Below are 12,859 nucleotides of genomic sequence, written 5' to 3'. Positions count from 1 at the left end.
TGTCGACACGGATGAAGTGTCAGCATGGACGACGTGCCGCCGTGACATTCCTGATGTGGACGCCTCGGCGTTTGTTTGTGAGATGTCGAGGCGAACATCGAGAACATGACCGGCGCTGGGCCACGACTGGCACGGACGTGACCGGGCCGTGACGATTCATCGGTCGGTACGGAAGGCGGGGCAGGAGAGCTTCCGTCGCGGAGGATGCGGGTCAATTTCTGGAAATGACTGGTGATACGGGAGCGGATGGTACCGGGTGGCCAGCGTCCGGGTGGCTGGTGTCAGAGTCCCTGACTCGTCGTCCCTGATCTGTTCGGAAACGACTACCGGCTGCTCGGCCTGTGGCGGCCCGAGATTTCGCGGGATGCCCGGTTGAACGATCCGCCCGGACCCGGACAGGAAGCGGTCACAACGACACCGAAGTCGACATGACGCCGACGGAAGAAGCTCATCCGCCGAATCCTCACGCCCCTGTACACGCCGTCGAGGGTAACCGGAACGGGACACACGGGAACGCGGTCGTCCATTGTGCCCCTTCCTCCGAGATCATCATATGTCGCATCCGACACCGTACCGGCACGGTACTCCGGTTAGCAAGGCCTCCACCAGGAGCTCGCTCCTCGGAGGCGCGCGCTGCCCGCCAGTTCCCATGGTCAGCGATGCGGCCGGTGGCGCGGAGCGCCCACCTGGTTACGTTGTCGGCCGTCGGCGCCTTCACCGGCTTCGCCTTCGGCGGCTTCGCCACGACCGGCGCCCACGGCGCCTGACCCAGGAAACGGGCCCGCGGCCGTACCTCCGCCATGAACCGGGCGGCCTTCTTCGGCAGGGGGAATTCCGGCACGAACCTGTGTCCCGGATAAACGACATCACGCCTGGCGGCTTCCGGCTTCCGGCCGACGCCGCGTGCGCTCTCGTCCGCGTAGAACCGGATCGTGCTGTTCACAATAGGGGGCCGCTCTGGTTCTCGGGGCCGCACCGAACGTCGAGGTCCAAGTGGAAAACCAGTCGATTCACATACGGGTCGGCTGTGAGATCATGGTGAAGTGACCGTACCCGCCCTCATCCTGTGGGACATAGACCGCACCCTCGTCACCATTGGCCCGGTCAGCCGGGAGATCTACGCCCGCGCCTTCCAGTTCGTGACCGGCCGTCCCCTGCGGGAGCTGGCCGACATGACCGGCCGCACCGAGCGCGCGATTCTGCTGGACACGCTCCGGCTCAACGGCGTGCCGGACGACGAGCCGACCTTTGACGCCTTCTACGAGGCTCTTGGTCAGGCCGCCCGCCAGCTCGAAGGCCGGATGAGGGAGTCCGGCCGTCGCCTGCCCGGTGCGAAGGAGGCTGTCGCGAGTCTGGTGGCCAAGGACACGGTGCAGTCCGTGGTGACCGGCAACATCCGCTCCATCGCGGCCACCAAACTTCACGCCTTCGACCTGGAAGACCACATTGACCTGGAAGTTGGCGGCTTCGGGGATGACGACAGCGACCGAACCGTACTGGTACGGCTCGCGGTCAGGCGGGCCGAGGCCAAGTACGGCGTGACCTTCCCACCGAACCGGACCGTCGTCATCGGTGACACGCCGCACGACGTGAAAGGCGCCCACGATGCTGGCGTGCGGGCGGTGGGAGTTGCCACCGGCGGTAGTACCGCGGTGGATCTTGAGGCTTCCGGGGCTGATGCTGTCCTGCCAGATCTCACCCGGCCCCGCGCCCTACGGGCGGCTGTCTTCGGCCTCGTTGGTTAAAGCCGCTGGGTCAGGTCGTCGCCAGGCGGAACCGCTCTGCGAAGTCCCGGGCCGCGGGCACTGCGCCGAACGGCGCCAAGCCGTCTGCAAACTCTTTCAGGCGCAGGGCCACCCGGGTGGATCCGATGGCTTCGCTCACCTCCAGGGCGTTGCCGGCTGTCTGGCAGGCCTGCTCGACGTTGCCAGCCAGCAACTGGCACTTGGCCAGCCGGGACAGGTAGTGCACCCGGTCCCGCACCCGGTAGGGCGCCCGTCGGGTGAGCAGATCAATGGCTTCCGTCAGCGCCGTCGAGGCCTCGGTCGTCAAGCCCAGTTCGAGGAAGCAGGCACCCTCCTGGGCCGCTACTTCCACCTCGTCGACGTAGGATACCCACAGTGGTTCATCGCGGTGGCCGGCGCGCTCAAAGTCGGCGCGGGCTGTGTCAAGGCTTCGCAGACAGCCGTCCTGGTCACCCACCCCGGCTTGGGCACGGGCCAGGCGGGTGCCCAGCATCGTCCTGGTCAGCGGCGTGAGGTTCGTGGTCCCCGAGGCCAGCGCGGTTTGCGCCAGTGACAGTGCCGGCCCTCGCCGCCCCCGGTAGGTCTCCTGCAAGCTCATGTACGCTAGGGCACTGGCGGCCAAGCCCGGTTCGTCGCCCTCGTGCGCTACGTAGATCGTGGTGGTGAAGTAGCGGCGGGCCGTCCCGTGGTGGTCGGCGTCGAGCGCCAGCCAGCCGGCCATCTGGGACAACTGTCCGAAGGGCACGAGCCCGTCGCCCGAGTCCTGCTCTACGGTCACTGCCATCCGGGCGACGTAACGAGACAAGGGCAGATACAGACTGTCACCACCTAGTTCGTCGTCGAGCTGCAAGAACAACTTCAGCAGCAACTCGGCACTCTGGCCGTTGGTCATGCCGTCGAAGGCCGAGATCCCGATGGTGGGTGTGCGTCTCTCGCCAGCGGCCAGGGGCAGCCGGCCAGATGTCAGGCTTCCGAGTAAGGCGGGCAGATCCGGCCCCACGGGCACGGCCGCCGCCGCCGGGGCGGACTCGACCGGTTCGCTGCGCTGCTCGGGGAGCTGAAACCACAGGAAGCGTCCCGGGATGCGCAGGGTCCGTGCCCACATCACAAGCCGGTCCAGGTCCTTGATCGGCGGGCCCGACTCGATGCGGGACAGCTGCACCTGGGAGATACCGACCCATCCTCCGACCAGCTCCTGGGACAGCACCCGGCCGTGCCACGGATTGCGTCGGTAGGCGGCGACGACCCGGCCGATATGCCAGCTGGCCAAGGCATCGCGCAGCTCGTCCGTCTGCCAGAAATGATCTGGCACCACCGGGGCTTGGAGACGCAGTTCCTGCCGTTTGCGCTGGCACGCCGCACAGGATCCGGTGGCGTTGTAGCGGGCCAGTCGGCTCCCGCAGGAACGGCAGTACCGGCCCGGCGCGACGTTCATATTTTCCCCGACCTGTCCCCATTCGCGGCCGTCCCGGCGCGCTCGGCAACAGTGTAAACACACGCCCGTCACCCCGGGTCAAATCCTGGAAACATCACGTATAGGCGTCATACATCCCTGGGCATGGTGGGGTCCGGGATGCTCGTTCACGCTTGAGCCCAGGCGCCCGGGGCCGGGTCGAGGTACGGCTCCCCGGTTCCGGGCGTTGTCCACATCGGGTGATCTTCATATCAGGACGGGAGGGCCGGTGGACGCAAACACCGGAGGGCAGGACTCCGCACTGGGACCGCCGGGCGCTGCGGCGTTGCACCGCATCGCCGTTGGGTTCGCGGCCGCGTGGGGACATCTGGAAGCCATTGGCGTCGCCCTCGCTTGCGCCGTAGACGAGCTACCCACCACGGCCGTGGGGCAGGCGGTCATCGAAGAGCGGACGGAAGCGGTTGCGGCCGAGCTACGCCGCTTGGGCGGTTCAGCCGGCATGAACCTGCCGTCCGCAGTGGCTCCGCAGCCAGCCGCCCATCTGCGGTCGAGCGTCCATCAGTTCGCCGCGACCACCACGGCCCCGGCGCTGGCCCGACATGAGGTAGCCCAGTTACTCCAGACCCGGGGACTTGGGGATCTCATCGACACCGCCGGTCTCTTGGTTTCGGAGCTCATCACGAATGCGGTCCGGGCCACCCAGGCGCTGGACAGTAATCCGAAATCCATCGTGACCATGCGCCTCAGCTGGGCCGCCGCAAGCCTCATCATCGAAGTCTGGGACCGCAGTCCACAACTGCCCGTACTCCAAGATCAATGCCTCGATGGCGAGGGTGGTCGGGGCCTTCACATCGTGGAAGCCCTGAGCCTCGCTGCAGCCTATTACCCGTCGCCCACCGGCCAGGGCAAAGTCACCTGGTGCCAGATCGAGGCGCCGATACCCGCTGAAGCTGAGGCGCCAACACCTCTTCTTCCATACCGCCGGCCGAGTGTCGCCCGCACCGATCCCGGTCTGGTTTTCGATGATCTAGTGGTATTACGGCGAGTCCTGGACGGCCTGCGCGCCCTTGACACCAGTCTGCCTCGGGGTGACGCTGTGAGATACTAGCGTTCCACTTTTCGCCCACGCATACCGTAACCCGGAGTTTTACTCATGCCGCTTGTCGCAGATAGCTGGATGACCGAACACCCCGCCTGGCTCCCCACCGAAAAAGGGGCGCGCCGCGTATTTGCATTGCCGGGTGGCCCGGTCCTGGCAGAGGTGGAAGGCGACAGCCTCACCCTCACCGCGCTCGGTGGAGACGACACCGAGCCGGCGGCAGACGTCTTCAGCCTGCCGGACGGTGCCGCCGCCGAGGTGCCGCAGTTGGCGAAGGAACTGTCCGGACTTGGGCGGGTGGGGCGCTTCCGTAACCCGTCGCTGTGGGAAGCGCTGGGTACTGCCATCCTGCGCCAGGTCATCCGGGCGGGGCAGTCCAAGAGGCTCTTCCGCGAGCTGTGCGCGGCTCACGGGGAGCAGGTACCGCTGCCGGATGGTGACGCTTACGCGCTGTTTCCTACGCCGGAGACCATCCTTGCTCTGACGGATGAGCGGTTCGCCGAACTTGGCCTTGCCTTCAAACGGGCTGCCTTGCGGGCTGCCGCCACGGCATATCTGAAGCATGGTGTCGGCTGGAGCCGTCTTTCCCTCCCCGTCCTCGTCGACGAGTTGCAAGGCGTTCAGCGCATCGGCCCGTGGACGGCCGGCGCGGCGATCGCTGACTACACAAATGACTGGAGCCTGTATCCCTACGCCGATCTGGCGGTGCGGACCTGGGCGGGACGGGCCGCCCCGTCACACCTTTGGCTCCACCACGAGCGCGCTTTCGGCGCCCAGTGGCGCCATCTAGCCAGCGAACACCTTTCTACGCTCACCCTTCTGACCCTTGCTTGGGGATCGCAGTATGGAGATATCGGATGACGGCGCCGTTCGGGGCGCCGACCTGAGCCGTCCGCTCGACGCGGTATTTGTCAATGCCCCGCTGCGGGACTATAGTCTGCGGCCCCGGGTCAATGATTTCACCCTGCCGGTTCTGGGCATGGCCTACATCGCCACGTATGCGGCAGCGCAAGGCTTCAACGTCGGGATTGTCGACGCCGAAGCCCTCGGGCTTGGCGTCAAGGAAACCTGCCAGCTTGTGAACCGCCTCGGTCCACGCTGGGCCGGCTTCAACCTGCTGGCACCGACGTACGAGATCAGCGCGGAGATCGCCTCCGGTCTGGACCGGGACATCTACGTCATGGTGGGCGGCCATCAGGCCAAAGCCATGCCCGAGACCATCATCACCGACCCCCGCTTCGGGGCTCTCGAAGCTTTGGTGCTCGGCGAGGGCGAGACCCGGGTGGCGGAGCTGCTGAGAGACAGGCGCGCACGGGCCGACCTGCCCGGTGTCATGTGGCTCGACCCAATTCTGCACCAGCCCGTCACCGGCGGCAGGCCAGGCGCGGGCCACCACCTGGCACCCGACGTGGACCGCCTGCCCTTCGTCGACCGCCGCTTCCTGGCGAACGACCCGTACGAGGCGCCGGACGGCCGGATAGAGGCCAACATGGTCGGCGCCCGCGGCTGCCCCTACGATTGCTCCTTCTGCGGCGCCGCCGTCAGCGCCAACCCCGACATCACCATCCGCACCCGCACACCTGCGGGGATCATCGCCGAGATGGAGGCGCTGCACGAGGCCTACGGCGTAACCGCCTTCCGCTTCGTCGACGATCTCTTTCTGGGCTACGAACGATTCATCCGCCGCTGCATGGACGCCTTCACAGCCCACGGCATCGGTGGCCGCTATGTCTGGGACGCCACCGGCCGTATCAACATTCTGCACCGGGCCGACGACGCCTTGCTCGATCTGCTCGCAGCCAACGGCCTGCGCGAGGTGGCTCTGGGCGTCGAGTCCGGCAGCGAACGGCTCCTCGGGTACATGGGCAAACGCATCATGCCGGACATGACCCGCTCCGCGGTCCGCCGCCTCACCGAGCGCGGCATCTCGGTGAAGGGCTACTTCATCCTCGGCTTCCCCACCGAGACGCGCGACGAGTTGGCCGCCACCGTCCGTCATGTCAGGGAGCTGTGGGAAGTGGCCGATCCACATCCGGGGAGCTTCCGGGCCTCCGTCTTCGAGTTCCGGCCGTATCCGGGCACACCGGAGTGGAGCCGGCTGTTGGCCACCGGCCGCTACCAGCCGTCACAGTTGCTGGCCTACACCGCCGTGGACCTCACCAAAGGCGGCGTCGACGAAGCCATGCGGGGGCGCGATGAATTCAACTTCTCGGTGAATATTCAGTTCGGGGAGGCCAATGTGGAGGAGGTACGGGCCGCCCTCATCGAGCTATCCCGCGAGCAGCACGCCCGTTCCAGCATCCGCCGATGAACAGGGGCTTTTTCGTCGCCATCGACGGCCCCAGCGGCATCGGTAAGAGCACGATCACCGCGGCCCTGGCCCGGCAGTTCGCGGGACAGGGCCTGCCTGTGCTGGCTACCAAAGAACCCACGGCCAGTCCCCTGGGTAGCCTCACGCGTTTTGGCACGGACGACTACGAGGGTCTGGCTCTGGCCTGCCTCGTGGCCGCCGACCGCTACCAGCACCTCGAAACCGAGATCCGTCCCGCCCTCGCCAGCGGCACCGTGGTGGTCTGCGACCGCTACGTCGCTTCATCCCTCGTGTTGCAACGCCTCGACGGTGTACCAGCCAAGTTTCTATGGACGCTAACCGAGCAAGCCGACCGGCCCGACCTGACCGTCATCCTCACCGGCGATCCCATCCGCTCCCGCGAGCGGGTGGCCCGGCGCGGCCTCTACAGCCGCTTCCACCGCGGCGGCCCGGAAGCCGGTGCAGCCGAGGCCGAGGCATACCGGGCCGTCGCCGCCGAACTCCAAACCGCCGGCTACGCCGTCGTGGTACACGACATCGGGACTCAGACGGCCGAAGAGGTGGCCGCCGTACTGGCAGCTTCGGTGCTCTCCCGGCGGGAAGGTAGCCGGACCACCGCTCCTTCCTGAGCCGCCCGCACGAGGGAGTCATACGTCTCGGTCGTGCGGGCGGCCGGGACACCCAGCGCCGTGACGAAGGCTGCCAGCTCCTCTTGGATCTGGGCGGCGGGCTCGTCGTCGGGCACCATCCGTTCGAGTTCCAGGAAGGTCCCGACCCCTTCCAACTCGTCCAGGCACAGCGACACGTCGCCGTGCTGGCCGGTGCGCCGCGTCTTCGCCACGCGGACGGTCGCGCGGTACCCCATACGCAGGATGGCCTCGTGCATCTGCCGGCGGTCCGCGACCTCCGTCTCGTATTCCAAGCAGTCCTGAGCATTGACGCCCGGCTCCTTCAGCGTGAGCCAGTGGCGCCCGTCCACTGTGCGAAGCCGCAGGAACGAAACTCCAAGCCTGCTGTCCCCGAAGGACCAGCCCACCGGGGCAAATGCCTGGTCATCCTGGTAGGCCGGTTTGCCAACATGAATACCCCGCGCCCTGAGGGCGACGAGCAGCGCCTCCGGGTCTGCCACGGAATACTTGACCTCGACCTCGCGCACCGGCTACCTCCATAGTTGGAACGACTGCAACCAGTTTAGCGAGACGTCATCCAGGCGCGAGAGCGGGGTTGTCCCCGCATGTCCACCACGAAGGAAAAAATCTGTTACGCATGACATAACGAGCGTTATTCATAGCCCATTGACCAGGAGGCATGGACTTCCTCAGTCGCAAAAACGCGCGCGATGGTCATGGCGGCGGTCCGGTATGTTGTCAGTCGGCTGGGAGATACAGGTCGGCGTCTATCATGTCGTTCATGGCGGTGGCCAGTGCTCGACGCCGTTTCGTCTTTCGCGCCGCATACTCCTCCAGATCGGCCACTGCGACCCGCCGGTGGCGACTGCCGGGAAGGGCCCGGGCCGGAATGGTCCCGTCGTCGAGAAGTTTCAGCAGCAACGGGCGTGAGATCCCCAGGTAGGCCGCTGCCTGGTTCGGAGTCAGTTCGCCGGTGGAGTCGGGGGAGAGGATCCGCACGCGATGCCCGGCCGCCTGCTCATAAGCCGTGTGGAGCAGGGCGCGCAGCACGGCCACGGGCGCGTCGACCTGTACGCCGCCCACGACGAGCACCACCGACCCGGAGTCTGATGACGCGATCGCCTGTTCCACGGCCGATGCGAGGTCCGACGACGCCCGTCGGGTCGGGGCGTCCGGGCTGTTCAGCTCAAGAACCGCCGGATGGGACGTCATGCTTCCTCCCGCGTCACCGGTTCCGCCATCGATGATCATAGTAGCTTCTATCTGAAGCATCTGTAAATCTACTCGATCTCGATCTCGATCTCGATCGCGGGACGCAGTCGGATCATTGGGATCTCTCGAGCCCGGAAGCCGGTGGGCAGGGGAGTCTCGACGAACTCGCCTCACTGGTGGGTGGACGGCGATGAATTCCGCGCCGCAGCCCGGCTTGCGGTGAACCGGCTCGCGGGCCGTGACAGTATCCGGTATGTAACGCTATGCGCTGCCCGGCCGCATAGCGGACCTGTCGGGCCCGATCGCTACGCTGTGCTGGTTGTCCGTCCGGCCATGCTGTCGTTACCCGGGGCAGGGTGGTCGGCCGGCATGTGTCGGCCGGGCGCTGCCTGGCCAGTGGGGGCAGGCCAGGCGCTGCCTGGCCAGTGGGGGGAGGTGACACCGTCGTCATGAGTGCGGTGATCGAAAATCCGATCATCAACTCGCCGTACGCCGAGCCGAGACGGCACTGGCAGTTCGACGAGCAGGGCCTGATCACCGACGAGCTCGCCGCCGTCCGGCGGCCCAGCGAGTCGTGGATCCCGGTTCCCACCCCTCGCAAGGGCCGGGGGAAGGCGGTGCAGACCGAGCTCGACATCCTCGACGTGGCGGAACGGCGCCGTCGTAACGAGCAGGTCGACCAGATCCGGGACCGGGTCGCCATCTGGCGGCAGCGGCGTTATCCGAACGTCACCCCGACGACCCGCCGTCTGCTGGAGTACTGGTCGGACGAGGAGCGGGAGAACCGCGTCCTGTTCTGCCAGCGGGAGGCGGCCGAGACGGCCGTCTTCATCGCCGAGGCCGCGCCGAAGCAGGGCGACGAGTGGGTCCGCAACGCCCTGGCCGAGCAGAATCTCGACCACAATGACGGGCTGCCGCGGGTCGCGTTCAAGATGGCGACCGGCGCGGGCAAGACGGTCGTGATGGCGATGCTGATCGCCTGGCAGACCCTGAACAAGGTCGCGAGCCCGAACGCGCCCGTTTCACCCGACGCTTTCTGATCGTGACACCCGGCGTCACGATCAGGGACCGGCTGCGGGTGCTGCTCCCCGCGGACGAGGAGAACTACTACAAGCAGCGCGATCTCGTCCCGGCAGATCTGTGGGGCCCGCTGCGCCAGGCCGAGATCGTCGTCACGAACTTCCACTCCATTCCTGCCGCGCGCGACGAAGGAGGGCAGGGGGATCTCGGCCAACACCAAGCTTCTGCTGACCGCGGGCGGGGCGGACGACCCGTTCGTCGAGACCCCGGACCAGATGGTCAACCGGGTGCTGCGGGAGTTCTCCAGCTCCCGCTCCTCCGAGATCATCGTGCTCAACGACGAGGCGCACCACTGCTACCGGGGCCGGGCGGCCGCGGTCGGCGAGAACGCCACGACCGAGGACGACCTGGCCGGAGAGGAGAAGAAGGAGGCGCACAGCCGCAACGCCGAGGCCGGGGTGTGGTTCTCCGGGCTGCGCCACATCGCCCGCAAGATCGGTATCAAGACGGTGTACGACCTGTCCGCGACACCGTTCTTCCTCAAGGGATCCGGTTATCCGGAGGGCTACCTGTTCCCCTGGGTCGTCAGCGACTTCTCCCTGATGGACGCGATCGAAGCCGGCATTGTCAAGATCCCACGGGTGCCGGTGGACGATGACGCCATCGGTGACGAGGTGGCCTACCTGCACCTGTGGTCGAAGGTCGGCACCGAGCTGCCGAAACGGCTCCCGAAGGGCACGACGCTGGCCGGCCAGGGCCTGCCCGGCGCGCTGGAGGGGGCGCTGCGCAGCCTGTACGGCAACTACGCCAAGGCGTTCGCCCGCTGGGAGTCCTCCGACGCGGCCGCCCGCGGTGAGACGCCGCCGGTGTTCATCGTGGTCTGCAACAACACGACCGTCTCCAAGCTGGTCTACGACTTCGTCTCGGGTTTCGAGCAGGCCATGGGCCGGGTGAGCGCCCTGGTGCCGGGGGCGCTGCCGTTGTTCTCGAACGTCGGGGACGGGCGCTGGCTCGCGCGTCCCCGCACGATCCTGGTCGACTCCATCCAGTTGGAGTCCGGCGAGGGCCTGAAGGAGGACTTCAAGAAGATCGCGGCCGCGGAGATCGAGGCGTTCAGGGCCGAGCACGCCGCCCGCACCGGCCGGCCGGGTGAGGAGCTGGACGACGCCACCATCCTGCGCGAGGTCATGAACACCGTCGGCAAGGCGGGCCGGCTCGGTGAAGGCGTGCGCTGCGTCGTGTCGGTGTCGATGCTCACCGAAGGATGGGACGCGAACACGGTCACGCACATCCTCGGGGTGCGCGCGTTCGGGTCGCAGCTGCTGTGCGAGCAGGTGGTCGGGCGCGGCCTGCGTCGACGCTCGTACACGGTGAACGAGGACGGGATGTTCGAGCCGGAATACGCCGAGGTCTACGGCGTGCCGTTCTCCTTCATCCGGGTCTCACCGGAGAACGCCGACCCGCGGCCGCGCCGGCCGCAGACGCAGGTGAAGGCGGTCGAGGACCGGGCGGACGCGCGGATCGTCTTCCCGAAACTCGACGGCTACCGGATCGAGATCCCCGACGGTCGGCTCACCGCCGACTTCGGCAGGGAGCACCATTTCGAGGTGCCGTTCGACATCGCGAGCTGGACGGAGATCCGTGGGGTCGTCGGCGAGAAGGAGGTCCACGACCTCAGCGAGCTGGCCGGGAAACGGCCGCAGGAGGTCGCCTTCCGGCTCGCGCACACGATGCTCAACCGCTTCTTCAACGACGCCGGCGGGCAGCCCCGGCGCTGGCTGTTCCCGGATCTCGTCCGGATCGCCCGGCAGTGGCTGGACGAGTGCGTGACCTACGCGCCGGGAGCGCGCGTCGGTCATCTCACGCTCGCCGAGCTGCGGGAGATCGCGGCCGAGCAGATCTGGCACGCGATCACCCCGGAAAGCGGCCCCGGGGAGGAACGGGCCACCCCGATCTTCCGCCGGTACGACCCGTGGGGCTCGACCGATGCCGTCGACTTCTTCACCACGAAGCGGACGATGCGGACCGACCCGCGGAAGTGCCACGTCAACCATGTCGTGCTCGACGGCTTCGACGGCAACACCTGGGAGCAGATCATGGCCCAGACGCTGGAGTCCCTGCCGCAGGTCGCGGCCTACGTGAAGAACGACCATCTGGAGTTCGACATCCCCTACGTGCACGGCGCGCGGACCCGCCGCTATCTGCCGGACTTTCTGGTGCGGCTGGTCCGACGGGACGGCGACGTGCCCCGGCATCTGATCGTGGAGGTGTCCGGCTCGTTCAAGACGCACAATGCCACGATGCGGGCGATGACCTCCAGCAAGGCGGACACCGCCCGCAACCTGTGGTGCGCCGCGGTGAACAACCACGGCGGGTACGGCCGCTGGGGCTACATCGAGATCACCGATCCGGTGACCACCCGGGAGAAGCTCGACGAGGCGATCGACCTGCTCCACGCGGACGCACCGATCACCGGGCTGCCGACATGACCGTTCCCGGCGGTGTGACCGGTTCCAGGAGAGGGGAAGACAAGCATGCCGCCGCGTAGAAAGGCGCCCGCGCAGGCGGGCCCGGTGCCAGTGACGTCGATCCGCCACGACGACAAGCGGGTCAACATCCCCACCGCGGACGCGCACGACTTCATCCCCGACGAGGTCGAGCAGCCGGTCACCGTCGTGTACCAGCGGGATCCGTCGCTCGACCCGCAGTTGGTCTGGAAGGGCAAGGACGCGCAGGACTCGGTCGACCTCGCGGTGACCGCCCCACCCGTCTACATCCAGGAGAAGATCGACCCGCTGGTGCTGGTCGAGGAGGTCCGCAAGGCATCCGCCCGGGGCGCCCAGCAGGATGAGCTCGACCTGTTCGCCGACTTCGACGGCCTGGACGACTTCGACGCGGTCGACTACTACCGGCACGCGGCGAACTGGTCCAACCGGATGATCCTCGGGGACTCCCTCGAGGTCATGGGGTCACTCGCCGAACGCGAGGACCTCCGCGGCAAGGTCCAGATGATCTTTTTTGACCCGCCCTACGGCATCAAGTTCGGCTCGAACTGGCAGGTCTCCACCCGCAAACGGGATGTCAAGGATGGCAAGCTCGAGGACGCCACCCGCGAGGTCGAGCAGATCAAGGCGTTCCGCGACACCTGGGAGTTGGGCATCCACTCCTACCTGTCGTACCTGCGCGACCGCCTGACGGTCGCCCGCGACCTGCTCACCGACTCCGGCAGCATCTTCGTCCAGATCGGCGACGAAAACGTCCACCTCGTCCGCTGCCTACTGGACGAAGTTTTCGGCAGCGAGAACATGGTGTCGCTGGTGACGTTCCGTAAAACCACTGCGGCGACGGCCCAGTATCTGGCTGGCGTTTGTGACTATATACTTTGTTATGCTTACGATTATGATCATCTTAAGTATAGAGAACTTTATG

At 66.9% G+C, this 12,859-nt stretch carries 11 protein-coding genes; 8 read left to right on the top strand and 3 right to left on the bottom strand.

Annotation, left to right across the window (positions count from 1 at the left end):
- Positions 1 to 1,043 precede the first annotated feature (1,043 nt).
- Positions 1,044 to 1,745 (top strand): HAD family hydrolase, encoded by a 702-nt coding sequence (locus AC5LUJ_RS16235; protein WP_493465228.1) that lies wholly within the window; start codon positions 1,044 to 1,046, stop codon positions 1,743 to 1,745.
- A gap of 10 nt (positions 1,746 to 1,755) precedes the next feature.
- Here the strand turns inward: AC5LUJ_RS16235 and AC5LUJ_RS16230 are convergent, their stop codons facing one another.
- Complete coding sequence (locus AC5LUJ_RS16230) at positions 1,756 to 3,180, bottom strand: helix-turn-helix domain-containing protein (protein ID WP_047223158.1); 1,425 nt, start codon at positions 3,178 to 3,180, stop codon at positions 1,756 to 1,758.
- 247 nt (positions 3,181 to 3,427) lie between these two features.
- Between AC5LUJ_RS16230 and AC5LUJ_RS16225 the strand changes: the two genes are divergently transcribed.
- The 4 genes from AC5LUJ_RS16225 to tmk are packed head-to-tail and all read left to right on the top strand — an operon-like array spanning position 3,428 to position 7,198.
- Positions 3,428 to 4,267, top strand: a complete 840-nt coding sequence (locus tag AC5LUJ_RS16225; RefSeq protein ID WP_250284252.1) for an ATP-binding protein — start codon at positions 3,428 to 3,430, stop codon at positions 4,265 to 4,267.
- 45 nt (positions 4,268 to 4,312) lie between these two features.
- Entirely contained in the window at positions 4,313 to 5,119 is an 807-nt protein-coding gene (locus tag AC5LUJ_RS16220; protein ID WP_217699289.1) for a DNA glycosylase family protein, read from the top strand.
- A complete protein-coding gene (locus AC5LUJ_RS16215; protein ID WP_047223159.1) occupies positions 5,103 to 6,569 on the top strand; it encodes a B12-binding domain-containing radical SAM protein in 1,467 nt (488 codons plus the stop codon). Before AC5LUJ_RS16220 ends, AC5LUJ_RS16215 begins: the two co-directional genes overlap by 17 nt.
- Positions 6,566 to 7,198, top strand: coding sequence for a dTMP kinase (gene tmk / locus AC5LUJ_RS16210; protein ID WP_250284255.1), 633 nt, complete (start codon positions 6,566 to 6,568; stop codon positions 7,196 to 7,198). The genes AC5LUJ_RS16215 and tmk overlap by 4 nt, the downstream gene beginning before the upstream one ends.
- Here the strand turns inward: tmk and cyaB are convergent.
- Together cyaB and AC5LUJ_RS16200 are read right to left on the bottom strand one after the other, a co-directional pair.
- Complete coding sequence (gene cyaB, locus AC5LUJ_RS16205) at positions 7,114 to 7,725, bottom strand: class IV adenylate cyclase (RefSeq protein ID WP_076843543.1); 612 nt, start codon at positions 7,723 to 7,725, stop codon at positions 7,114 to 7,116. The two genes, tmk and cyaB, sit on opposite strands and share 85 nt — an antisense overlap.
- 211 nt (positions 7,726 to 7,936) lie before the next feature.
- On the bottom strand, positions 7,937 to 8,410 hold the full coding sequence (locus tag AC5LUJ_RS16200; protein ID WP_052914604.1) for a helix-turn-helix domain-containing protein: 474 nt from the start codon (positions 8,408 to 8,410) through the stop codon (positions 7,937 to 7,939).
- 449 nt (positions 8,411 to 8,859) lie between these two features.
- On the opposite strand from AC5LUJ_RS16200, the gene AC5LUJ_RS16195 reads away from it, so the two are divergent.
- The 3 genes from AC5LUJ_RS16195 to AC5LUJ_RS16185 all read left to right on the top strand — a co-directional run.
- Positions 8,860 to 9,450, top strand: coding sequence for a DEAD/DEAH box helicase family protein (locus tag AC5LUJ_RS16195; RefSeq protein ID WP_250284257.1), 591 nt, complete (start codon positions 8,860 to 8,862; stop codon positions 9,448 to 9,450).
- Between the two features lie 81 nt (positions 9,451 to 9,531).
- Positions 9,532 to 11,919, top strand: a complete 2,388-nt coding sequence (locus tag AC5LUJ_RS16190; RefSeq protein WP_493465229.1) for a BPTD_3080 family restriction endonuclease — start codon at positions 9,532 to 9,534, stop codon at positions 11,917 to 11,919.
- An 84-nt stretch (positions 11,920 to 12,003) separates the two neighbouring features.
- The coding region (locus AC5LUJ_RS16185) for a DNA methyltransferase (protein WP_493465227.1) at positions 12,004 to 12,859 on the top strand (856 nt) is incomplete at its 3' end.

The sequence above is a fragment of the Protofrankia sp. CiP1_Cm_nod3 genome, assembly GCF_982290655.1.
This window is presented reverse-complemented; position numbering and strand designations above follow the sequence as displayed.